The organism is Pseudomonas sp. p21 (genome assembly GCF_001642705.1).
In the GTDB taxonomy this organism is placed as follows: Bacteria; Pseudomonadota; Gammaproteobacteria; order Pseudomonadales; family Pseudomonadaceae; genus Aquipseudomonas.
This window is the reverse complement of the sequence record NZ_LWBV01000006.1, coordinates 272,583-294,750: the sequence shown is the minus strand read 5'-3', so window position 1 is coordinate 294,750 and position 22,168 is coordinate 272,583. Positions and strand designations below refer to the sequence as shown.

19 protein-coding genes and 1 pseudogene are annotated in these 22,168 nt (G+C 63.7%); 11 read left to right on the top strand and 9 right to left on the bottom strand.

Annotation, left to right across the window (positions count from 1 at the left end; genetic code table 11):
• Nucleotides 1–89 precede the first annotated feature (89 nt).
• A complete protein-coding gene (locus A4C63_RS18685; protein WP_063913991.1) occupies nt 90–1,151 on the top strand; it encodes a hypothetical protein in 1,062 nt (353 codons plus the stop codon).
• Nucleotides 1,152–1,272: 121 nt separating this feature from the next.
• Here the strand turns inward: A4C63_RS18685 and A4C63_RS18680 are convergent, their stop codons facing one another.
• Nucleotides 1,273–1,701, bottom strand: a complete 429-nt coding sequence (locus A4C63_RS18680) for a PACE efflux transporter (RefSeq protein WP_063913990.1) — start codon at nt 1,699–1,701, stop codon at nt 1,273–1,275.
• 102 nt (nt 1,702–1,803) lie between these two features.
• Here A4C63_RS18680 and A4C63_RS18675 point away from each other — a divergent pair, with 102 nt between their 5' ends.
• The 3 genes and pseudogenes from A4C63_RS18675 (at nt 1,804) to A4C63_RS27075 (ending at nt 4,711) form a co-directional block, all read left to right on the top strand.
• Entirely contained in the window at nt 1,804–2,682 is an 879-nt protein-coding gene (locus A4C63_RS18675; protein ID WP_063913989.1) for a LysR family transcriptional regulator, read from the top strand.
• A gap of 97 nt (nt 2,683–2,779) precedes the next feature.
• Nucleotides 2,780–3,856 (top strand): annotated as a pseudogene (gene mcpA / locus A4C63_RS27080) (methyl-accepting chemotaxis protein McpA); the annotation flags it as partial.
• Between the two features lie 114 nt (nt 3,857–3,970).
• Nucleotides 3,971–4,711, top strand: a complete 741-nt coding sequence (locus tag A4C63_RS27075; protein WP_370290711.1) for a methyl-accepting chemotaxis protein — start codon at nt 3,971–3,973, stop codon at nt 4,709–4,711.
• A gap of 98 nt (nt 4,712–4,809) precedes the next feature.
• Here the strand turns inward: A4C63_RS27075 and A4C63_RS18665 are convergent, their stop codons facing one another.
• The 3 genes from A4C63_RS18665 to A4C63_RS18655 form a co-directional block, all read right to left on the bottom strand.
• Nucleotides 4,810–5,874, bottom strand: a complete 1,065-nt coding sequence (locus tag A4C63_RS18665) for a hypothetical protein (RefSeq protein WP_063913987.1) — start codon at nt 5,872–5,874, stop codon at nt 4,810–4,812.
• Nucleotides 5,875–5,941: 67 nt separating this feature from the next.
• Complete coding sequence (locus tag A4C63_RS18660) at nt 5,942–6,319, bottom strand: RidA family protein (RefSeq protein ID WP_063913986.1); 378 nt, start codon at nt 6,317–6,319, stop codon at nt 5,942–5,944.
• Nucleotides 6,320–6,331: 12 nt separating this feature from the next.
• Entirely contained in the window at nt 6,332–7,468 is a 1,137-nt protein-coding gene (locus tag A4C63_RS18655) for an FAD-binding oxidoreductase (RefSeq protein WP_063913985.1), read from the bottom strand.
• 115 nt (nt 7,469–7,583) lie between these two features.
• Here A4C63_RS18655 and A4C63_RS18650 point away from each other — a divergent pair, with 115 nt between their 5' ends.
• Both A4C63_RS18650 and A4C63_RS18645 read left to right on the top strand, forming a co-directional pair.
• On the top strand, nt 7,584–8,177 hold the full coding sequence (locus tag A4C63_RS18650) for a helix-turn-helix domain-containing protein (RefSeq protein WP_063913984.1): 594 nt from the start codon (nt 7,584–7,586) through the stop codon (nt 8,175–8,177).
• Nucleotides 8,178–8,438: 261 nt separating this feature from the next.
• Nucleotides 8,439–9,224 carry a sulfite exporter TauE/SafE family protein gene (locus tag A4C63_RS18645; protein WP_063913983.1) on the top strand — a complete coding sequence of 262 codons (786 nt, stop codon included), beginning with the start codon at nt 8,439–8,441 and terminating at the stop codon, nt 9,222–9,224.
• Nucleotides 9,225–9,227: 3 nt separating this feature from the next.
• On the opposite strand, the gene A4C63_RS18640 is transcribed toward A4C63_RS18645, so the two are convergent.
• Nucleotides 9,228–9,767, bottom strand: a complete 540-nt coding sequence (locus A4C63_RS18640) for a histidine phosphatase family protein (RefSeq protein WP_063913982.1) — start codon at nt 9,765–9,767, stop codon at nt 9,228–9,230.
• A gap of 189 nt (nt 9,768–9,956) precedes the next feature.
• Nucleotides 9,957–12,191, bottom strand: coding sequence for a TonB-dependent siderophore receptor (locus A4C63_RS18635; RefSeq protein ID WP_063913981.1), 2,235 nt, complete (start codon nt 12,189–12,191; stop codon nt 9,957–9,959).
• A 333-nt stretch (nt 12,192–12,524) separates the two neighbouring features.
• Between A4C63_RS18635 and A4C63_RS18630 the strand changes: the two genes are divergently transcribed.
• Entirely contained in the window at nt 12,525–13,754 is a 1,230-nt protein-coding gene (locus A4C63_RS18630) for an MFS transporter (RefSeq protein ID WP_063913980.1), read from the top strand.
• On the opposite strand, the gene A4C63_RS18625 is transcribed toward A4C63_RS18630, so the two are convergent.
• Entirely contained in the window at nt 13,751–15,559 is a 1,809-nt protein-coding gene (locus A4C63_RS18625; RefSeq protein ID WP_063913979.1) for an ABC transporter ATP-binding protein/permease, read from the bottom strand. The genes A4C63_RS18630 and A4C63_RS18625 overlap by 4 nt on opposite strands.
• Before the next feature lie 902 nt (nt 15,560–16,461).
• Here A4C63_RS18625 and rhtA point away from each other — a divergent pair.
• Nucleotides 16,462–17,349, top strand: a complete 888-nt coding sequence (rhtA, locus tag A4C63_RS18620) for a threonine/homoserine exporter RhtA (RefSeq protein WP_063913978.1) — start codon at nt 16,462–16,464, stop codon at nt 17,347–17,349.
• 190 nt (nt 17,350–17,539) lie between these two features.
• Nucleotides 17,540–17,821 carry a hypothetical protein gene (locus A4C63_RS18615; protein WP_025338390.1) on the top strand — a complete coding sequence of 94 codons (282 nt, stop codon included), beginning with the start codon at nt 17,540–17,542 and terminating at the stop codon, nt 17,819–17,821.
• 38 nt (nt 17,822–17,859) lie between these two features.
• Here the strand turns inward: A4C63_RS18615 and A4C63_RS18610 are convergent, their stop codons facing one another.
• Nucleotides 17,860–19,668, bottom strand: coding sequence for an aminopeptidase P family protein (locus A4C63_RS18610; protein ID WP_063913977.1), 1,809 nt, complete (start codon nt 19,666–19,668; stop codon nt 17,860–17,862).
• A gap of 211 nt (nt 19,669–19,879) precedes the next feature.
• Here A4C63_RS18610 and A4C63_RS18605 point away from each other — a divergent pair, with 211 nt between their 5' ends.
• Together A4C63_RS18605 and A4C63_RS18600 are read left to right on the top strand one after the other, a co-directional pair.
• Nucleotides 19,880–20,992 (top strand): DUF3182 family protein, encoded by a 1,113-nt coding sequence (locus A4C63_RS18605; RefSeq protein ID WP_063913976.1) that lies wholly within the window; start codon nt 19,880–19,882, stop codon nt 20,990–20,992.
• Complete coding sequence (locus A4C63_RS18600; RefSeq protein WP_063913975.1) at nt 20,982–21,752, top strand: S9 family peptidase; 771 nt, start codon at nt 20,982–20,984, stop codon at nt 21,750–21,752. The genes A4C63_RS18605 and A4C63_RS18600 overlap by 11 nt, the downstream gene beginning before the upstream one ends.
• Here the strand turns inward: A4C63_RS18600 and A4C63_RS18595 are convergent.
• Complete coding sequence (locus tag A4C63_RS18595; protein WP_063913974.1) at nt 21,731–22,111, bottom strand: antibiotic biosynthesis monooxygenase; 381 nt, start codon at nt 22,109–22,111, stop codon at nt 21,731–21,733. The two genes, A4C63_RS18600 and A4C63_RS18595, sit on opposite strands and share 22 nt — an antisense overlap.
• Nucleotides 22,112–22,168: the final 57 nt, after the last annotated feature.

Genomic DNA, 22,168 nt, shown 5'->3' with positions numbered 1-22,168 from the left:
CCGCTGCCGGCGATGGGCTGCACGGCAGCCCCCTCAACCCCACCCTATACTCCGAGAACCACCCCAGCCTCTATCAGGGAGGCGGTTGCGTGAGCACTCGAGTCCTCCTGCTGCTGTGCCTGCTGCTGGTCCTGGCCGGCTGCGCAGGCAAGCCCCCACCTGCCCCGCCGCCACCCGTGGTGCTCACCCCCGCCACCTGGCAACGCATCGACCAGGAACTGATCGACGCCTCGGTCGGCGCCGCCAGCTCGGCCAACGACTATGCCCGGCGCTCCATGCGGGTGTGGAAGGAACAGGTACAGCAGCGCACCGAAAGCGACTTCATCCCCTGGTTCACCGGCTACTGGACCCAGCAGTGGCTGACCCTCAAGGTGGCCTGGTACAAGATCGACAGCGGTGAAGGCCGGGAGCCGGCGGAAAAACGCCTGGCACTGTACCTGCAGGAGCAGTACCACAAACGGGTGATCGAGCCGGTGGCCGAACAGATCAACCCCGAAGGCATCCGCGACCGTGCCTGCGAGCTGTACCTGCAACTGCTCGGCCAGCAGCTGCCGGCCATCATCAGCCGCTACAACGCGCCCCCCGAGCAGTTCAGCCAGCGCCTCAACCGCATTCCCACCATCGCCCTGGGGCCGCCAGATGCGCGTAATGCCAGCCTGTATCAACTGCTGCGGGCCAAGTCGCTGGCCCAGCAACCGGCCTGGCAAGCCATGCGCCAACACCTGCACCAGCAGGCTGGCAAAGGCCCCGGCAAGACCGATGTCGGGCTGAACTCGGTAGCCAACCAGGCCAGCGAAAAACTCGGCGCCACCCTGGCCCCGCGCGGCATCGCCAGCGCCGTGGCGTCAGCGGTGGGCAAGGTGGCGGGGGCGATGATTTCGATTGCGGCAGCCGGCTACGGAATCATGACCCATGACCGCGAACACCCGCAGATGGTCGAGCAGCTGCGGGTGATCCTCAACGTGGCGCTGAGCCAGGAATGGCAGGAACTGATGGAGAACCGCCAGAGCGGGGCAATGGCAGGGGTGTATTACCTGTCGGGGCAGGTCGAGGACAGTTTGCTGGCCAGTGCGCCGCGGCCGGCTGAACAACCGGTTGAACAGCAGGTGAAGCAACAGCAGGAGCCTTTGATCATTCGCCTGCCGCCTTAGCCATTGTCTGTACTGGCCTCTTCGCGGGCTCGCCCGCTCCCACAGGGGTATCACAGGTCTTGAGAATTGTGGAAATCCTGTGGGAGCGGGCGTGCCCGCGAACAGGGCGGCACAGGCTGAATCAGGCTGTCGCCATTGCCGAACTGGGCAACCCGAACACCCGGTCGAACGCCCAGTTGTAGGCAAAGGTGTAGCACGGCACCAGCACGATGAACGCCATGTCCACCAGCAACGCCTCCAGCAAAGTCATGTCCAGCCACCAGGCAATCAGCGGAATCAGGTACACCACCAGGGTCAGCTGGAAGCCGATGGCATGCGCCACCCGCCGCGCCACGCTACGCCCGCGCTTTGCCTGACGACTCTCCCACCACTCGAACAGGGTGTTGTAGATCAGGTTCCAGAGCATGGCGATGGTGGTGATCATCACCGCCAAAGGCCCGGTATGGGAAGCTTGGCTGTCCGACAGGTAGGCCAGCCCGAGGGTCGACATGCACAACCCGATCAGTTCATAGAAAGTCACATAGACCAGTTTGCGTTTGAGTCCCTGCACCCGGGGTTACCTCCAATGACAAAAGCGATGGGGCGCGATCATGCTTCATCGTGCTTGACAGCAAAAGTCAGCAGCTGTCAGATCTACTGACAGGAGGCTGCCATGAACTTTTCCAGCGACAATATCCAGCTGTTTCTCGCCGTGCTCGACCGCGGTTCGTTTTCCGCCGCCGCGCGCGCCCTGCAGCGGGTACCTTCGGCCGTGAGCATGGCCATCGGCAACCTTGAGGCCGAACTGGGCTACACCTTGTTCGAACGCGGCCCGCGCGAAGTCCGCCCTACCGCACAGGCCATTGCGCTGGAACCCCATGCCCGGCTGATCGCCGAGCAACTGGGGCTGCTGCAGGTGCATGCCCTGGAGCTGTCCCAGGGGCTGGAAAGCAGCCTGACCCTGGCCGTGGTGCCGGACATCGACCACCGCCCGCTGCTGGCGGCCATCGCTTGCCTGGGTGAGCGCCACCCGCTACTGGACATCGCCCTGCTCAGTGCCCCGCAGGAAGAAGCCCTGCACCTGCTGGACAGCGGCCGCGCCGACCTCTGCATCGCCTTTGCCGGGCTGCAGGTCGATGCCCGTCGTGGCTTCCAGCACATCGGCATGGAGTCGCTGATAGCCACCCTGTCCCCCGCCCACCCGGCCTTGCGCGAAGGGCGTATCCACTACCTCGAGGACCTGACCCGGGTGCGCCAGATACTGGTACGCAGCCGTGACTTGCCGCTGACCGATCCACGCCCGCTGATAGGCGCCACGCACTGGTCCACCGACAGCTTCGACCTCGCCCTGCAGATGGTGGAAGCCGGCCTGGGCTGGGGTGACTTGCCGCTGTCGCGGGTCGCGCCTCTGCTGGCCAGCGGGCGCCTGGTGCGCCTGGATTTTCGCAACACCCGCAACGAACTGCAGTTGCCGGTACACATCTTGTGGCGCAAGCAACAACCGTTGCAGCAGGCTGCACGCCTGTTGATAGAGCAGTTGTGTAACCCTTGAATACCGTCCGTCGAAACGACCGTAAGAATTTTCTGTAAGAGCATCAATCTTTTACCCCCTGAGCCGATATCCCGATCGATAGGTTCCGCAATGCGTCATGAGCGCGCTGCGCCCTCCCCTCACTGGCCCAAGGTCTCGAAACATGAACCTGAAATTTCGCCACAAGATCCTGCTCAGCGCCTGCGGCGTCGTGGTCCTGGCATTTGCCCTGTTCACGCTCTACAACGACTACCTGCAACGCAATACCATCCGCCAGAACATCGAAGCTTCGGTGCAGCAGTCCGGTGCACTGACCGCCAGCAGTGTGCAGAACTGGATGAGCGGGCGCATCCTGGTCCTGGAAAACCTGGCCCAGGACATCGCCCAGCAAGGCGCTGGCGACACCCTGGACGGGCTGATCGAGCAGCCGTCCTATACGCGCAATTTCCTGTTCACCTACCTGGGCCAGGCCAACGGTGCGTTCACTCAGCGCCCCAATGCGCAGATGCCCGCCGGTTACGACCCACGTCAGCGCCCGTGGTACGGCGCCGCTGCCAGCGCCGGGCAGTCTGTGCTGACTGCCCCGTACCAAGGCGCTGTCGGCGGCCTGATGGTAACCATCGCCACGCCTGTGAAAAGCAAGGGCAATGGCGAACTGATGGGAGTGGTCGGCGGTGACGTCACCCTCGACACCCTGGTCGAGATCATCAACTCGGTCGATTTCGGCGGCATCGGCCACGCTTTCCTGGCCGACAGCAATGGCCAGGTGATCGTCAGCCCCGACAAAGACCAGGTGATGAAGAACCTCAAGGACATCTACCCCGGCAGCAACCTGCAGGTTGCCGCCGGCATGCAGGATGTCACCCTCAATGGCCAGGACCGCATCATCTCCTTCGCCCCGGTGGCCGGCCTGCCTTCGGCACAGTGGTACATCGGCCTGTCGATCGACAAGGACAAGGCCTACGCCGCCCTCAGCCAGTTCCGCACCTCGGCGATCATCGCCATGCTGATTGCCGTGGCCGCCATCGCCGGCCTGCTCGGCCTGCTGATCCCGGTGCTGATGAACCCGCTGACCACCATGGGCCGCGCCATGCGCGACATCGCCGAGGGCGAAGGTGACCTTACCCGCCGCCTGACCGTACAGAACAAGGACGAATTCGGCGAACTGGCCACATCGTTCAACCGCTTTGTCGAGCGCATTCATGCGTCGATCAGCGAAGTGTCCTCGGCCACCCGCCTGGTGCACGACCTGTCGGAGAAGGTGGTCAATGCCTCCAATGCATCGATCATCGGCTCCGAAGAGCAAAGCATGCGCACCAACAGCGTGGCCGCAGCGATCAACGAACTGGGTGCCGCCACCCAGGAAATCGCCCGCAACGCCGCCGATGCCTCGCAGCATGCCAGCGGTGCCAGCGAGCAGGCCCACGGTGGCCGTGAAGTGGTCGAAGAAGCGATCAGCGCCATGACCGCCCTATCGCAGCGCATCAGCGAGTCCTGCGCACAAATCGAAACGCTCAACGCCAGCACGGACGAAATCGGCAAGATCCTCGACGTGATCAAGGGCATCTCGCAGCAGACCAACCTGCTGGCGCTGAACGCCGCCATTGAAGCGGCCCGTGCCGGTGAAGCCGGCCGTGGCTTTGCCGTGGTGGCCGACGAGGTCCGCAACCTGGCGCACCGCACCCAGGAATCGGCGGAAGAAATCCACCGCATGATCACCAGCCTGCAGGTAGGCTCGCGCGAAGCGGTGCACACCATGAACACCAGCCAGGTTTCCAGCGAGCAGACCGTGCAGGTGGCCAACCAGGCTGGCGAACGCCTGGCCAGCGTTACCCAGCGCATTGGCGAGATCGATGGCATGAACCAGTCGGTGGCTACGGCTACCGAAGAGCAGACCGCCGTGGTCGAGAGCCTCAACCTGGACATCACCCAGATCAACGCCCTGAACCAGCAAGGGGTGGAGAACCTCAACGAGACCCTGCGCCATTGCGACCAACTGGCCCAGCAGGCCGGGCGCCTGAAGCAATTGGTGGGCAGTTTCAGGATCTGATGGACCAGGGGGGCGCTCTGCGCCCCAATCGCGACGCAAGGCCGCTCCCACAGGTGCGGTGCGGTCCTTGTGTCGCGATTGGGCTGCGCAGCAGCCCCCTACGCCACCGCCGCTTTAACCACTTTGCCCCGCCGCACCCAGCCCAGCAGCACCGCAGCCATCAGCACAAAGCCCAGGTAGCCGAACAACGGGTACACCTCGCCCACCAGGCTGATGAAACCCACCAGGCTGCAGCCGAACGCCACCACCCCGGTCACCGCCGAGCCCCAGCGAAACTTCGCCGTGCCTGCCGGCAACAGCCGCGAAAGGAACGAAAACAACGTACCCACCGCGGTGTTGACGATCATGCCGAAGATGATCAGACACATCACCAGCCCCAGCAGCGGTGACACTTCGTTGGCAATCGACAGCATTGGCATCGGCAGGTCAGCCACGCTGTCCAGGCGCGACAACAGCCCGGCACTCATCACCAGCATCAGGCCGCCCAGTGCTGCGCCACCGAGCAGTCCACCCCAAACCGCGGTTTTCTCGCCCTTGGCCGAGCCGCCCAGAATGGCCAGGATCGGCGCGCCGGCAACGATGTTATAGGACACGTACAAGAACGCCCCCAGCAGCCAGTGACGGGTGCCGGCCTGTTGCTGGCTGGCCAGCTGGTCAAGCTGGGCAAAACTCTGCTCACGGGTGAATACTGCGTACAGCGCAATCGCCGACGCCACCAGGATCAGCAACGGCGTGATGGCGCCAATGGCGAGGATCACCTTGCGCACGTCCAGGCACACGATGCCCACCACCACAAGCGTCACCAGCACGCTGCCAGTCAGTGCCGGGATGCCGAACTGCTGCTCCAGCAAGGCACCACCGCCGGCCAGCATGACCACGGTGACGGCGAACATGAAAAAGGTGATCAGCCAGTCGACGAACAGGCCCAGGTGACGGCCACAGATGGCCTGGATCACATCCTTGTGCGAGGTGGCCTGCTGGCGATTGCCCAGTCCCGCCAGGGCCATGCCGAGGAAGGTGAACAAGGCCGCGCTGACCAGCGCACCGGCCAGCCCCCACACACCGAAATCGACAAAGAACAACAGCAGTTCCCGCCCTGAAGCGAACCCCGCCCCCACGATCACGCCGACAAATGCGCCTGCAATCTTCAGCTGCTCTTGCATGTGAACCTCTGGATTTATTGTTGTTGTCTTACTGCCACCGCATCGCTTTTTGGGGCTATTTGTTCGGTCACGAATCGCCGACAAACGCCTGCACTTCGATCTCCACATCCACCCCCAGCGCCAATGCCGAGGCCACGGTCGAGCGCACCGGCAGCGCTGCGCCGAAGAATTCCTTGTACACCTCGTTGAAGCCGGCGAAGTGGCTCATGTCCGACAGCCATACCGTGGCCTTGACCACCTGGTCGAAACGCGCGTCACAGGCCGCCAGGCTTTCGGCGATGCGCTCGCAGGCGGCGCGGGTCTGGGTCTGGATGTCCCCGCGCACCACTTCGCCGCCGGCACTCATCGGCACCTGGCCGGAGAGGAACAGGAAGCCGCCGGCTTTCACCGCACGGGAAAACGGGAACGGCAGGCTGCTGGGGAAACGCTGGATATCATTGCTCATGGAGTGCTCCTTTCAGGGTTGTTGGAAACGGGCCGGGGACAGGCGCTCGGGCACCACCCCCTGGCTGACAAGACCGGGACACAGGGGTTGCCCCAGCAACAGGTCGGCAGCCAGGCGCGAGGCGCCCGCAGCCGACTGGATGCCATAGCCACCTTGTGCCGCCAGCCAGAAGAATGCTGGTGCATGCGCATCGAAACCGATCACCAGGTCGCCGTCGGCGACGAACGAGCGCAGCCCGGCCCAGGTGTGGCTCGGCCGGCGGATCGCCAGGGTGGTCATGGCTTCGATGTTGTAGATGCCCAACGCCACGTCGAACTCCTCGGGGGCGGCGTCCTGGGGTTCGACCGGGTCGGCATTGGCCGGCGAACCCAGCAACTGGCCGGCGTCGGGCTTGAAGTAGAAACTCTCGTCAACCCCGATCACCGCCGGCCAGCGGGCGAAGTCCTGATCTGCCGGGCCGGGGAAGGTAAAGGCACTGCGTCGGCAGGGTTGCAGGCCGATACGCGCGACACCGCACTGCTCGGCCACGCGGTCGGCCCAGGCGCCTGCGGCATTGACCAGCTGGCGCGCCTGCACGCGACTGCCATCGCCCAGCTCCACCTGCCACAGGTTATCCAGGTACCAGGCCTGGATCAGCTCGGCGTTGCAGCGCAGTTCACCGCCAGCGGCGCGATAGCCGCGCAGGAAGCCCTGGTGCAGGGCATGTACGTCCAGGTCCATGGCGCCCGCTTCGAGCACCGCGCCAGCCAGGGTCTCGCCACGCAGGCTCGGCACCAGGGCCAGGGCGGCGTCGCGGTCAAGCAGGCTGACCTCGGTGCCATTGGCCAGGTTCTGCGCATAGGTCTGCTCAAGCAGCGCGCGCTGTTCCAGGCTGGCGACGTACAGGCAGCCGCGCGGTTCCAGCAGCGGGTGCTCGCAGAAGCCCTGCGGTGGTGCTTCGTAGAAAGCCCGGCTGGCGCGGGTCAGCGCCTGGATCTGCGGAGTGCCGTAGGCCTCCATGAACATGGCTGCCGAACGCCCGGTGGAATGGTAGCCAGGCTGTGCCTCGCGCTCGAGCAGCAGCACCTTCTGCTGGCCGCCCAGGCGATAGCCCAGGGAGGCACCGGCAATGCCAGCGCCGATGATCAGGGTGTCGTAGATCGGGGTCATGCACGCTCCTGCCAGGCAAATTATCATTTGTGAGAATTCTAATATATGAGAATTTATGAATGCGCAAGGGTCCAAGGTAAGATGCCCGACAAACGCCGCATGCCGAGATCCCCGAATGCCCGCTGCCCTACCCCTGCTGGACCGTGCCATAGTCGGCCAGCGCCTGCGCCAGGTGCGCAAGGCGCGCCAGATGACCCTCAAGCAATTGTCCGAAGCCAGTGGCGTACCGCTGTCCACCTTGTCGAAGATGGAGCTGGCGCAGGTCTCGGTCAGCTACGAAAAACTCGCCGCCGCCGCCCGGGCGCTGAATGTCGACATTGCCCAGCTGTTGCGCGCCAGCGGCACGGTCACGGCGCCGGTACCGGTGACCGTGGTGGTCGAGTCGCTGCCGGGCGCGGCGGGCTACTCGACCGGCACCTATGAATACCACCCGATCGCCGGCGACTTCCCGGAACGGCGCATGACCCCCGCCTATGCCCGCATCATTGCCCGTGAACGCGGCCAGTTCGACGATTTTATCCGCCACCCTGGGCAAGAGTTCGCCTTGGTGCTGAGCGGGCGCGTTCGTATCGAGTTCGAAACCGGCGAAGCGGTGAGCATCGGGCCGCAGGAGACGGCATATTTCGACAGCCAGGTGGGGCATATCTACCTGTCGGAAAGTGACGATGGCGCAGATGCACATGTGATGGTGGTGATGACTGATCGCTGACAGGCCCTCAGGAAGAAACTGCCTTGCTAAAAATCCGAAAACTGGCGCGATCCCCTGTGGAAGCGGGTTTACCCGCGAACACGGGCGAAGCCCGTGCCATCCACCGCGGCGCCTGCTTCGCGGGTAAACCCGCTCCCACAGGGAACCTATTCAGCCCCTGACTCGGTTATAACCTAATAACGAACAAGTCTATTTGGCTATAAAAAAATCTATATGCTGGCTGCATCCGATAACGGGCAAAGTTGGGCAGTCGAGTAGCGTATGGATGTAGGTTCTTTCGGTTTCACCATTGCAGGCCTGATCGTAGGTTTCATCGTCGGCATGACCGGCGTCGGTGGCGGCTCGTTGATGACCCCGATCCTGTTGTGGTTCGGCATCAGCCCGGCAACGGCCGTCGGCACCGACCTGCTCTATGCCGCCATCACCAAGGCCAGTGGCGTCTGGGTGCATGCGCGCAACAAGAACGTCGACTGGAAGATCACCGGCCTGCTCAGCCTGGGCAGCGTGCCCGCGGCGGCACTGACCCTGTGGTTCCTCAGCACCCTGCACACCGACACCTCGGCGCTCAACGCCGTCATCAAGCAAGGCCTGGCGGTGGTGCTTATCCTGACCGCGCTGGCCATCCTGTTCAAATCGCGTCTGCAGGCCTTCGCCAGCCGGCACGCCGGTGACCACTACCACCTCAGCGACCGCAGCCTGAACACCCTCACCGTGCTCACCGGCGTGGTGCTGGGGGTGATGGTCACCCTCACCTCGATTGGCGCTGGCGCACTGGGTACCGTGGCGTTGTTCCTGCTGTACCCCTTCCTGGTCACCCGCCGCCTGGTCGGTACCGAAATCGCCCATGCCGTGCCACTGACCCTGGTAGCGGGCCTGGGCCATGCGGGCATGGGCAACATGGACTGGTCGCTGCTGGGCTACCTGCTGCTGGGCTCACTGCCAGGCATCTACCTGGGCAGCCACCTTACCGGGCGGATTTCCGACCGCGTACTGCGCCCGTGCCTGGCAGCGATGCTGCTGCTGATCGGCTACAAGCTGGCGTTCTGACCTTCAGCCCAGGCGCAGGCGCCACTGCCCGGTCAGGCTCAGCTCCAGACGCGACAGCGGCAACACGTCGATCCGCTGGCTGGCACTCATCGGGCAGCCAAGCACCTGCACCAGCACGGCGCGCATGACCATCGGGTGGGTAACCGCCAGCCATTCACCCGGCCTGTCGAAAGCCGCCAACCAGGCGGCCATGCGCTGGCAAAGCACGGCGAACGACTCGCCGCCGTGCACCTCACTGGCCGGGTCCTGCAGCCATTCGGTCAATGCCTGCGGTTGCTCGGCCTGCAATTGCTTGAGCGTCAGCCCTTGCCAACGCCCCAGGTCGCAATCGGCCAGGGCCGGCTCGACCTGAGCCTGCCCCGAAAACCACGCCGCCGTCTCACAGGCTCGCCGCTCTGGCGCAGTCAGCACCGGCACACCGGAAAGGTCGGCGAAAGGCTGTTGGAGCAACGGCAGGATGCCGTCGTCCGCACGGTGTAGGCGCCCGGTCTTCTGAGCCTGGGTCAGGGCGTGGCAGATCAGGGTCAGGTGGACGGCTTTCACCGGGTTTATCTCGCAGCGGGCTGGGGCGCATGGTTTAGCATGCTGTGGCATTTTTTGCTGCAACATTATGGCACCGGCTGCTTCGGTGTTCGCAGGCAAGCCCGCTACCACAGGGATAGCGCATGGCTTGAGGTCGATGCGCTCGAGGTGGGGCTTGCCGGCGAATGGGCCGCACAGCGGCCCGTGGTGTCAGAAGTTGATGTTCAGCGCAGCGAACACCGCCCGGCCCGGCTGGTTATAGGTATTGGCGCCCGAAGTACTGGCGTTGCCGCCACGCAAGATCTGCTTGTCGAACACGTTGTTCACCCCCACCCGCATGTCGTAGTTGGCGTTGAACCTGTACCCGGCGCTGACATCCACCAGGCCGTAGGCTTCCACATCCTGTTGCGCGGCCTTGTCGTAGGCTTGCTGGGTACGGTCGTTGTAGGCCGGCGACTTCTGCTTGCCGAAGTAAGTACCCGCCACCTGGAACGACAGCTTGTCGGTAGCGCGCCAGTCGAGGGTGGTGTTAACAGTGTATTCCGGGATCACCGACAGCGGCTCGCCGGTCTCGCGGTTGTCGTTGTCGAGCATCCAGGTCAGGTTGGTGTTCCAGTCCAGGGCCGGTGTCAGCTCGATGAACAGGTTGCCTTCGATGCCTTCCACCCGCGCCTTGCCGGCGTTGTCCCACTGGGTCACGCGGCTGCCGGTGCCGATGGTGTACAGCACATCGGTATCACCGATGATCTTGTTCTTGTAGTCGTTGCGAAAGTACGTGGCACTGGTGCGCCAGGTACCCCGGTCGTACAGCAGGCCGATTTCCTTGTTGACGCTGATCTCGGGCTTGAGGTCGGCGTTGCCCTGCAGGTAGCAGCCACCGTTGTTGGTCTGCTGCACGCTGCAACCGTTGCCACGGCTGTACAGCAAGTAGTTGGGGTTGGACTGGTACAGGTTCGGGGTCTTGTAGGCGCGCGCGATGCCGCCTTTGACCGACAGCGCTTCGGTCAGCTTGTGCGACAGGTTAAGGCTGGGGCTGAAGTTGTCGCCGAAGGTTTCGTGGTGATCAAAGCGCAGGCCCGGGGTAATGGTGGTGTCACCGACAATGATGTTGTCCTCGACGAACAGCGCATAACTGCGGGCGGTCGTCTTCGAGCTGCTGCGGTCGAAACCGACCAGCCCGTCATTACCCGTGGGGTCCGAGCTTTGCGGGCGCAGCGAGCCCTGGTCATTGAGCGTTTCGTACAGGTATTCGCCGCCCAGGGTCAGCACATGCTCGGTGCTGCCCATTGCGAATGGCAGGTTCACTTCACTGCTCAGGCGTGTGTTGCGCAGGCGCGACATGGCGGCGCCTTCGGCATTGGGGGCACCTTCGGTGCGGCCTGCCAGGCCCTCGTTGAGGCGCCAGTTGCGCACGTACTCGTAGGCCAGCACGGTCTTGCTGGTACCCCAGGTGAAATCGCCCAGGTGGGTCAGGTCGTAGGTACTGCGCTGCATCACATTGGTTTCGTGGCCGTACAGGCTGGACACGAACTCGACGTCGCCACCACCGTTGCTGTTCATGGTGTCGCCGGCAAAGATATTGCCCTGGCGGCTGTAGCCGGCGCTGGCCTCGAGGCGGTGCTCGTCATTCAGCTTCCAGCTCAGCAGCCCATTGATGTCCTTGTTGCGCACCCCTTCGCGGCCCGCCACCAGCGCACTGGTGGCATGCCCGGCGTTGATGTCCAGGTCGTCGGCGTCGGTCTTGGCCAGGCCGCCGTACAGGCGGAAGCCGAGGTTGTCGGTCAGGCCGCCACCCAGGTTGAAGTTGGCCCGGCGGCTGGCGCCCTCGGCGCTGTCTTCCGGCAACTGGGTGTACAGGCTGACGCTACCCTTGAGTGCGTCGGTGGGGCGCTTGGTGATGATGTTGACCACCCCGCCCATGGCGCCGGAGCCGTAGCGTGCGGCCGCCGGGCCACGCAGGATCTCGATGCGCTCGACCGCTTCGGCCGGTACCCAGTTGGTTTCACCGCGGGTATCGCGGTCGCCGTTCCAGCCATAGCGCACGGCATTGCGTGCGCTGGATGGCTTGCCGTCGATGAGGATCAGGGTGTTTTCCGGGCCCATGCCGCGCAGGTCGATCTGCCGGTTGTTGCCCCGCGCGCCGCTGGCGCTGTTGCCGGTCAGGTTGACCCCGGGTTCGCGGCGAATGATGTCGGACAGGTCATTGGCCGGCGGGTGGCGCTTGATGTCTTCGGCGGTGATGATCGACGTGCCCAGGGCCTGGCGCGCCTCGCGCTCGGCGGTGACCAGGGTGTCCTCGATCACCAGCGCGTTGTCGGCAACCGGCATCTCCAGCACCTCACCCGTGCGCTTTTCTTCTGCCTGAGCCGCGCTGGCCACCATGACCGGTGACGCCAGCGCGACGAACGCCAGGGCCAGGCTGTTGGGTGAAGTCTTGCACTGCATGGGTACATCTCCTGCGATTCATGAGCGAAACGGCACATCCCTGTCGGAAACCGGGGGCCCTCGCCCACCGGCCTCGCAAACACAGTTTGGTGGCCAACAGGGATGGTAAATATAGAGATTCCTAAATGAGTTTGAATCTTATTTACGAAGTTTACATGTTTGTAACGGAACTTTGCCGACAAGATTGCGTTGCTGGCACATACCCCCTTGAATCAGCGGGGCCCCTGTGGGAGCGGGCCGCTTGCGAATTCAGTTCTCCACGCGACAGCGCAGCCCAAAGGGCTGGGCAATCTCCTACAGTTTCGAAGGTAGCCCTCTGCCGAGTCCCCCCTGATGCGCAGCCACGAAGAATGCCGCCCCACGAACACCACCAGGCCCCTGGTGAAGATCCCTCGCAGCGTCTGGGCGTTGGGCTTCGTGTCGATGTTCATGGACATTTCCTCGGAAATGATTCACGCCCTGCTACCGCTGTACATGGTCACCGTGCTCGGTACCTCGGTAGTGGCGGTGGGCTTTATCGAAGGCATCGCCGAGGCGACTGCCTCGATCACCAAGGTTTTCTCCGGCGCTCTCAGCGACCGTCTGGGCAAGCGCAAGCTGCTTACGGTTCTGGGCTATGGCCTGGGGGCGCTGAGCAAACCCGTGTTCCCCATGGCCTCCGGGCTGGAGTGGCTGACCGCGGCACGCTTCGTCGACCGGGTCGGCAAGGGTATTCGTGGGGCGCCGCGCGACGCACTGGTGGCGGATGTCACGCCCGCTGAACTGCGTGGTGCAGCCTTCGGCCTGCGCCAGGCGCTGGACACCGTGGGCGCCTTCCTTGGGCCGTTGCTGGCGATCCTGTTGATGTGGCTGACCGCAAGCCATTTCCAGACGGTGTTCTGGGTGGCAGTGATCCCGGCGTTCGTGGCGGTGTACATCCTCATCGCCTGCGTGCGCGAACCTGAAACGCCGGCCACCGCCCGGCCGGTACGCTCACCGTTGGCAGTGCACGAACTGGCTCGCCTGGGCCCGGCCTACTGGCGCTTGATCGGCCTGGCCACGCTGTTCACCCTCGCCCGCTTCAGCGAGGCGTTTCTGCTGTTACGCGCCCAGGACATGGGCCTGGCGCCGCTGTGGGCGCCGGCAGTGCTGGTGCTCATGGCCTTGGCCTACTCGCTGTCGGCCTACCCGGCCGGGGCGCTGTCGGACCGCGTAGGCCGCCATGGCGTGCTGATGACCGGGCTGGGGCTGCTGGTCACCGCCGACCTGCTGCTGGCCCTGCTGCCGGGCTGGGCCGGGCTGGCCATGGGGGTGGCCGCCTGGGGCCTGCACCTGGGCTTCAGCCAAGGCATCTTTGCCGCCATGATCGCCGACAGCGCCCCCGTCGACCTGCGCGGTACGGCCTTCGGCCTGTTCAACCTGCTGACCGGGGTGGCGCTGCTGGTGGCCAGCGTGGTGGCCGGGCTGCTGTGGGACGGGGCCGGTTTTCAGGCGACATTCCTGCTTGGCGCAGCATGTGCCGGCGGCACCTTGGTCGGGGTCGCATTGCTCAGATCAGGCCCGACCACCGGCAAGCCGAACTAGACCAGCGCTGGCTGCTGTTCCAGTAACGACCAGCCGCCATGCCCATCCACCTCCAGCCGGTGGGTATGGAACCCTGCCAGCGTGCTGCGGTGCCCGACACTGACCAGCAGCGCACCCGGCATTTCCGTGCGCAACAGCGAATACAGAGCATGCTCCAGACCTTCGTCCATGGCCGAGGTGGACTCGTCAAGAAACACCACCTGAGGCCGGTTGAACAGCACCCGGGCAAACGCCAGGCGCTGCTGTTCACCGACCGAGAGAATGTGTGACCAGTCACAACTGACGTCCAGCCGCTCGGCCAGGTGGGCCAGGTTGACCTGGCGCAAGGCCTGCTGCATCCGCGTTTCGTCCTCAGGCTTGCTCGCCGCCGGGTAGGCGATGACGGTGCGCAGATCGCCCAGCGGCAGGTACGGCCGCTGCGACAGGAACAGCGCCTGGTGGCCCAGCGGCCGCCTGACCTCACCCTCGGCATACGGCCAGAGGCCCGCCAGCGCACGCAGCAGCGTGGTTTTGCCGCTGCCCGACGGGCCCTTGATCAACAGCGCCTGGCCGGCGTGCAGGTCAAGGTCCAGGTCGGCGATAAGGGCATGCCCGTCGGGGCGCAGCACCTGCAGACGGCTGATCGCCAAGGCATGCGCCTGGTCCTCGGTGATGACACGCGGCAAAGCGCTCGCCTGCTCGTTGGCATCGAGGAACCCGGTCAGACGGTCGAGGGTGGCCCGGTACTGGGCAAACGCATCATACGACTCGCGGAAGAACGACAACGAATCCTGCACCTGGCCAAAGGCCTGTGAGGTCTGCATGACATCGCCCAGTTTGATCGCCCCACTGAAGAAGCGCGGTGCCTGGAGAATGAACGGGAACACCACTGCAACCTGGCTCACGCCCAGGTTGAAACCACTGAATTTGAGGTTCCGGTACACCAGCGCCCAGGCATTCACGATCAAGGCACCAAAGCGGCCCAGCAAGGTGCCCCGCTCAACTTGCGCGCCTTGGTAGAAGGCGATGTTCTCGGCGTTCTCGCGCAGGCGCATCAGCGCGTAACGGAAGTTGGCGGTGAGCTTTTCGTTGAGGAAGTTCAGGCGGATCAGCGGTCGCCCGAGGCGGAAGGCGATCCAGGTGGCGACGATGACATACAGGTACACGGCAAACACCATCGCCCGGGGGATCTCCACACCGGCGACAGCCAGCGGTGCCGACAGCCCCCAGAGGATCCCGGTGAACGCCACCAGCGACACCAGCGCGCTGACCGCACCCAGGGCGAGGGTCACCGAGTTGCTGACAAAGGCGTTGACGTCCAGTTCGATACGCTGGTCGGGGTTGTCCACCGGCTCGGCGAGGAACTGGCCACGGTAGTAGGCATCGCCGTGCATCCAGTCGTGGGTCAGGCGCTCGGTCAGCCAGACCCGCCACTGGATGCTGAAGGCCTGGCTTACATAGAAGGTGAACAGCGAACGCAACACGTGGATGGTGGCCAATACCGCGAAGACACCGAGCAGGTACCAGAATGCGGCTTGATCAAGGCCCTGCAAGGCGCTGTAGAAGCCGTTGTACCAGAACGAGAACAGCACGTTCAGGCGCACCGAGAATAGCGTCAGTACCAGCAGCAGGGCGAACACCAGTAACGGCCGCCAACTGCGCCTGAAACTGAAATATGGCCCGGCAAGCTGCCAGAACTGGCTACCCCAGCGCGTACAACGTACGGCCAGTGTGGCGGCTGCAGTGAAGCAGACAAGGGTGATGAACGAGGCGATTGCCAGCCAGCTCAGGCTCTCTTGCAGGGCCTGGTGCCAGTTCATTTCCATGATGGGTATCCGTGCTGAGTATTTCCGCGAGCGTAGCATTGACCTGTGATTCGTCAGGCATAAATGACGCACATTTCATGAATGCTTCCGGGTGTTGCTGGAAGCTCGCGCACTCCCTGTGGGAGCGGGCATGCCCGCGAAGCAGACGACGCGGTGAATGGCACCGGCTTTGCCGGTGTTCGCGGCGGTTCGACGCCTCGACTCGCCCGCTCCCACAAGGGATCGCGTATGCCCGGAAATTTTTGCGCCACAAAGACAAAACCCCTACCTGCATGGTGTTAGGCCTGCCGCCAGCGTTCAATCTGAGCCATGATCAAACTCTTCAGTTCAATACTGCTTGGGTTTTTAAGAAACCCTAAACTTGGCTCAGCAATCTCAAATGACTATGTGATTTCTCGCATGGTCACTTGTGATGCTGATAATCTTTGTGACTATCAGTCCGTACTCACAAGCACCCACACGAATTGCTTGATTCGATTTGTTAAAGAGCGTTTGGTTAAGAGCTTTTCGTCTCAACCGAGGCGCGCATTCTACGCTTTCCTCATTTGCTGTCAAGCGTTTATTTTGAAGTTTTTTGCGAGAAACTCGTTTAGCTTCAAACACTTGACTCAACAGGGTGACTTGCTTTGCTTCGTTACCGCGTTGGAGTGGTGCGCATTATAGGGCGGCTTTTCAGGGGGTCAACCTTTAATTTCAATAATTTAGGTTTTTTTTGAAAAGACCGCGTCAGGGCCACCAGGTGCTCGCCACAACACCTTCTGCGCCTGTGAGATCGAGCGCCGCGCGGGCGGCGCTCGATCTCACAGGCACCGAAATAACAACGCCGGGCACCTTGCCCCCACACGCCGTAATTGCGCACTATATTGCTCACTCCAATCCCACTCAAGGATCGCCGCACAGAAATGAACACCCAGCCCCGCAGCCTGGCCGCTACTCTCTTCCCGATCGGCCTGCTGCTCATCGCCATGGCATCGATACAGTCCGGTGCCTCCCTGGCGAAAAGCATGTTCCCCCTCGTCGGCGCCCAAGGCACCACCACCCTGCGCCTGATCTTCGCCAGCATCATCATGCTGCTGATACTGCGCCCGTGGCGTGTGCGCATGACCCGCAACACCCTGCGCAACGTCATCATCTATGGCATGGCGCTAGGCGGCATGAACTTCCTCTTCTATATGGCCCTGCAAACGGTTCCGATCGGCATTGCCGTGGCACTGGAGTTCACCGGCCCGCTGGCCGTGGCGATCTTCTCTTCGCGCCGGCCGATCGACTTCCTGTGGATTGCCCTGGCCATCGTCGGCCTGCTGCTGTTGCTACCTGCCGGCCATGGCGGACAGGCCCTCGACCCGGTCGGCGCCGCCTATGCCCTGGGCGCAGGGGTGTGCTGGGCGCTGTACATCCTGTTCGGGCAGCGTGCCGGGGCTGAGCACGGTATCCAGAGTGCCGCTCTGGGCGTTGTGGTCGCCGCACTGTTCGTTGCCCCCATCGGTATCGCCCACGCCGGCAGCGCATTGCTCACGCCCGCCCTGATCCCCATGGCCCTGGGCGTCGCAGTGCTGTCCACTGCCCTGCCCTACAGCCTGGAGATGGTTGCCCTCACGCGCATCCCGGCACGCACCTTCGGCACCCTCATGAGCATCGAGCCCGCATTTGGTGCACTGTCTGGTCTGCTGTTCCTGGGCGAGGTGCTGACGTTCACCCAGTGGCTGGCTATCCTGGCGATCATTACCGCGTCGGTCGGCACCACCCTGTCCATGCGCACGGAACCCAGCCCAGCCGTCGCAGCAGACTGATATGAGAAATATTTTCATTTGAGACAGGATTAGTGATTGTAGCGGCCCGCCTCGCTGATTAAGCTGTCACCGAATCATCATCTTTGCGCTATCTACTGGACCGAACACGGACGCTGGGGAAATTTCAGGAAGAACCAAAGCGATAACGACGGGGCCAGACAGCTGATCCGCCCTGCATTTAAGGACAGGAATGAAACGTATTTTGCTCATCCTGGCCATCTTGGCTATTGCTGGATGTGCCGCCACGGCCAAGACTGAGGTCAAAAGGGGCAAGAAGGGCCTGCATATCAATTGCTCCGGCCTTTCTTCCTCGTGGGACAACTGCTACAGCAAGGCCGCAAGCTCCTGCAGCACGCGCGGCTACCGGGTCATTGCACGCTCGGGCGATAGCGATGAAGAACCCGGTGACTACTTGTTCGGCATCAACCCGGCGGGTTACACCAGCCGTAGCATGATCGTCATCTGCAAGTAGAAAAAAGGGCAGCTCGCAAGCTGCCCTTTTCATTTGCCTTACAACGGCGCGGTACGCGCCTCCAGCCAGGCCAGCGCGTCACCCTTGAGCAAGGGCGCAAGGCGCTCGCGTACCCTGGCGTGATAGCCGTTCAACCAGTCCAGCTCTTCCCTGGCCAGCAGCTCGGGTACCAGGCAACGAGTGTCGATCGGGCACAGCGTCAGGGTCTCGAACTTCAGGAAGTCGCCGAAGGCGCTGTTGCCAGCCTCGCGGTTGACCACCAGGTTCTCGATGCGCACACCCCACTGTCCTGGGCGGTACGTGCCCGGCTCGATCGAGCTGATCATACCCACCTGCATCGCGGTCTGCGGCGTGGGCGCCGCCTGGTAGGCAATGACTTGCGGCCCCTCGTGCACGTTCATGAAGTACCCCACCCCATGCCCGGTGCCGTGGCCGTAATCAACCTGGTCAGCCCAGATCGGTGCCCGGGCAATGGCGTCGAGCAACGGCGACAGCACGCCACGCGGGAAGGTGGCGCGCGACAGAGCGATCATGCCTTTGAGCACGCGCGTGCAATCCTGCTTCTGCGCAAGGCTGGGGTTGCCCACCGGCACCATGCGGGTGATGTCGGTGGTGCCGCCCAGGTACTGCCCGCCCGAATCGATCAGCAGCAAACCATCGCCCTCGATTACCGCATGCGACTGCTCGGTGGCACGGTAATGTGGCATCGCCCCGTTACCATTGAAGGCGGCAATGGTCGAGAAGCTCAACGACACATAATCCGGGCGTCGGGCTCGCGCGGCGCTCAACTGCTCGTCAACCGTCAATTCGGTGATCACCTGCTGACCGAGGCTGGCCTCGAACCAGGCGAAGAATTCGCACAGGGCGGCGCCGTCCTGCTCCATGACCTGGCGAATGTGCATCAGGTCGTCTTCACCTTTGCATGACTTGCTCAGGGTGGTGGGGTTGAGCCCCTCGACCAGCAGCACATCTGCCGGCAGGTTACCCAGCAAGCCGCAGGTTACCCGGGCCGGATCCACCAGCAGCCGGCTCTTGGCCGGAACCGCGCCTAGCGCCTTGCCTGCTTCGCTGTAGTCGCGCACCTCGATGCCGTCGACCGCCAGCACCTGACGCAGGTGCGCATCCATCTTGTCCTGGCCAACGAACAGGATGGCCTGCTGCTGATTGATCAAGGCAAAGGCCAGGAAAACCGGGTTGTAGGACACATCACTACCGCGCAGGTTGAACAGCCAGGCGATGTCATCGAGGGTAGCGATGAAGTGCCAGTCGGCCCCCTTGACCTGCATATCCTGGCGCAGCTGTGCGAGCTTTTCCGCCCGGCTCACCGAGGCGTGTGGCGGCAAGTGCTGGTACACCGGGTTGGCGGGCAGCGCCGGGCGCCCTTCCCAGACCCGGCCCAGCAAGTCCTTGTCGGTGACCAGCCGCGCCCCACGCGCCTTCAGCCGCTCGCCCAACTGGCGCGCCGAGGCCAAGGCCATGACCGCGCCATCCACCGCGACGCTGCCGTTGGACTCAACGTTTTCGCCCAGCCATTCCAGCGCACCGGGCTTGCCCGGCAATAGTTTCATCAGTTCGATACCACTGCCGGCCAGCTCGTGATCCGCCTGTTCCCAGTAGCGGCTATCGACCCACAACCCGGCAAACTCAAGCGTGACCACCAGTGTGCCGACCGAACCGTGGAAGCCCGACAGCCACTGGCGCCCCTGCCAGTAACCGGGCAGGTATTCGGAAAGGTGGGGGTCTGCCGAGGGCACCAGCAAGGCATCGATGCCCTCTGCGGCCATGGCCTGGCGCATGCGCGCCAGTCGCTGCGGCACGCTTTGCTCAAGGGTGGTCTGAACGTTCATGCGCTCTCCTGCGGCTACATCACGGTTGATCCAGTGTGCCGATAATGGAACAGCCGCCGAAGCCCTGCAATCGTGGCGACCGACGCACGGCACGCATTGCCCTGCGCAAACCGGACATTTCCTACAGCAGGGCCAGGACCATCGATCATGTTCCGCTGAACTTCCCCAAAGCACCGGCTTCACACACTGTACATTCATTGCACACAGGCAGATGACCATGCCCAATGCCTGCTCCCCTAAAAGCGGCGTGGTGCTGCTCGACACCCGCGCGCGCACCCCTGACCACGAGCATGCCGTGCACCTGAAGCTTGCCGACGGCCTGGCCCGCCTGCTGGGCTGCACGTACGTGCAACCCAGCCAGCCACCAGGCGCCGCCGATGGCTACTACTACCTGCCCACCGAAACCCTGGTCGACCCCAAGCGCCATGCCGCCCTGGGCATCTGCAGCGAGCACGACCTGTTCGGCGGGCTGGTCGCACACCCCTACATGGCGACCAAGGCAATCTCCCACCCGCTGCCGGCCGGAGCCAGTTTCCCGCCAGGCTGGACCGATGCCTTCGCCCGGCAAGCCAGCGACGCCCTGCTGCGCGGCTACACCGTGTTCAGCAAGGCCGATGCGCGCACCGCCGCACAGCTGTTGCTGGCGGACGGCCCGCTGCGGGTCAAGCCGGTACTGGCCTGTGCAGGCCGAGGGCAACAGGTCATCACCACGATGGATGAACTGCAACCACTGCTGGCCGGCATGGATGCCCAGGACCTTGCGCTATGGGGGCTGGTGCTCGAAGAAGACCTGAGCGAAGTGCAAACCTTCAGCGTCGGCCAGGTACGCGTCGCCGGTCTGACCTGCAGCTATCACGGCACCCAGCAACTGACCCGTGACCATCAGGGCACGGAAGTGTATGGCGGCTCCGACCTGGTGGTGGTGCGCGGTGATTACCAGGCACTGCTGCAACTGCCGTTGGACGAGCCGCTGCGCCTGGCCATCAACCAGGCGATGGCCTACGAACAGGCCGCCGAGCAGCACTTCCCCGGTTTCATCGCCTCACGGCGCAACTACGACATCGCCCGCGGCATGACCCCCCAGGGTCGCCTGCGCAGCGGCGTGCTCGAACAATCCTGGCGCCTGGGCGGTGCCAGCAGTGCCGAGCTGCTGGCGTTGCAGGCGTTTGCCGACGACCCGGCATTGCAACGGGTGCGTGCCTCCACCCATGAAGTGTTCGGCACCCCCGAACTGCCCACTGACGCCACCCTCTTTTACCAAGGAAACGACAGTGAACTCGGACAACTCAGCAAATTTGCGCGGATTCGCGAACATGGCCATTGAGAGTGAAACCGTTGAACTGCAGGTCGAGGATGACAGCATCGTCGGCACCCTGGTCAGCCCCGGCAGCAAGATGCCGGGCATTCTCTTCGTGCACGGCTGGGGTGGCAGCCAGCAACGCGACCTGGCACGTGCCCGGCATATCACCGGGCTGGGCTGCGTGTGCATGACCTTCGACCTGCGCGGCCACGAAAAAACCGAAAGCCAACGGCTGACGGTGACCCGCGAACAGAACCTGACCGACCTGCTGGTGGCCTACGACCGGCTGGTAAGCCACCCGGTCGTCGACAGCAGTGCCATCGCCATCATCGGCAGCAGTTATGGCGGCTACCTGGCCACCCTGCTGACCCGCGTGCGGCCGGTCAAATGGCTGGCCCTGCGAGTACCCGCCATGTACTGGGACGATGAATGGAACCTCCCCAAGCAAACCCTCGACCGGCAACGGCTGAACGCCTACCGCCAGCGCCCGCTCGGCCCGGCGGACAACCGCGCACTGGCAGCCTGTGCCGAGTTCGGTGGTGACGTACTGCTGGTGGAGTCCGAGCAAGACGACTACGTGCCGCACAGCACGCTGATGAGCTACCGCTCGGCATTCGTCAGCGCCCATTCGCTCACCCACCGCATCGTCGACGGTGCCGACCACGCGCTGTCCAGCGAAGAGAGCCAGAAAGCCTACAGCTCGATCCTGGCGGCATGGGTCAGCGAAATGGTCATTGGCGCCCGCCTGGACCGTTACCCGCACTACGCGCCCTGGTATGCCTGAGGCTCCCCCACCTGGCAATGCAGGCCGCCATCGGCGCCACGTACCAGGCTGCGCAGGGTCTGGTAGGCGGAAAAGTTGACGCTACGCGCCTGATGCTGGCCAAGCAGCTCAAGGAACGGCTCCTCGACAAAAAGCACGGCCGCCGCCGCCCACGCCTGGCGGGACTGCCATTGCAGGTACTGCAGCACCCGGCTGCCATCGTCACTGGCCTGGATGCTGACACCCTGCAACCCTTCGCAGCGCGCGGCCAGCTCTTCGCTGCGCGCCACCAGCGCCTGGGCCAACGCCTGCTGGCACCTGCCGGGCACTTCATATTCGATCATCTGGGTAAACCACAGGGGATGAGATGTTGCCGTCATGAAAGGTCTCCTGGCGACGGACGCATGCAGCGCGACGCCGTGCAGGGTAAAACCTCA

Bases quoted from the DNA above. Each gene is read 5' to 3' on its own strand.
- A4C63_RS18675 (WP_063913989.1), top strand. From the start codon at position 1,804: ATGAACTTTTCCAGCGACAATATCCAGCTGTTTCTCGCCGTGCTCGAC.
- A4C63_RS27075 (WP_370290711.1), top strand. From the start codon at position 3,971: ATGCGCACCAACAGCGTGGCCGCAGCGATCAACGAACTGGGTGCCGCC.
- A4C63_RS18665 (WP_063913987.1), bottom strand. From the start codon at position 5,874: ATGCAAGAGCAGCTGAAGATTGCAGGCGCATTTGTCGGCGTGATCGTG.
- A4C63_RS18660 (WP_063913986.1), bottom strand. From the start codon at position 6,319: ATGAGCAATGATATCCAGCGTTTCCCCAGCAGCCTGCCGTTCCCGTTT.
- A4C63_RS18655 (WP_063913985.1), bottom strand. From the start codon at position 7,468: ATGACCCCGATCTACGACACCCTGATCATCGGCGCTGGCATTGCCGGT.
- A4C63_RS18650 (WP_063913984.1), top strand. From the start codon at position 7,584: ATGCCCGCTGCCCTACCCCTGCTGGACCGTGCCATAGTCGGCCAGCGC.
- A4C63_RS18645 (WP_063913983.1), top strand. From the start codon at position 8,439: ATGGATGTAGGTTCTTTCGGTTTCACCATTGCAGGCCTGATCGTAGGT.
- A4C63_RS18635 (WP_063913981.1), bottom strand. From the start codon at position 12,191: ATGCAGTGCAAGACTTCACCCAACAGCCTGGCCCTGGCGTTCGTCGCG.
- A4C63_RS18630 (WP_063913980.1), top strand. From the start codon at position 12,525: ATGCGCAGCCACGAAGAATGCCGCCCCACGAACACCACCAGGCCCCTG.
- A4C63_RS18625 (WP_063913979.1), bottom strand. From the start codon at position 15,559: ATGGAAATGAACTGGCACCAGGCCCTGCAAGAGAGCCTGAGCTGGCTG.
- rhtA (WP_063913978.1), top strand. From the start codon at position 16,462: ATGAACACCCAGCCCCGCAGCCTGGCCGCTACTCTCTTCCCGATCGGC.
- A4C63_RS18615 (WP_025338390.1), top strand. From the start codon at position 17,540: ATGAAACGTATTTTGCTCATCCTGGCCATCTTGGCTATTGCTGGATGT.
- A4C63_RS18610 (WP_063913977.1), bottom strand. From the start codon at position 19,668: ATGAACGTTCAGACCACCCTTGAGCAAAGCGTGCCGCAGCGACTGGCG.
- A4C63_RS18605 (WP_063913976.1), top strand. From the start codon at position 19,880: ATGACCATGCCCAATGCCTGCTCCCCTAAAAGCGGCGTGGTGCTGCTC.
- A4C63_RS18600 (WP_063913975.1), top strand. From the start codon at position 20,982: ATGGCCATTGAGAGTGAAACCGTTGAACTGCAGGTCGAGGATGACAGC.
- A4C63_RS18595 (WP_063913974.1), bottom strand. From the start codon at position 22,111: ATGACGGCAACATCTCATCCCCTGTGGTTTACCCAGATGATCGAATAT.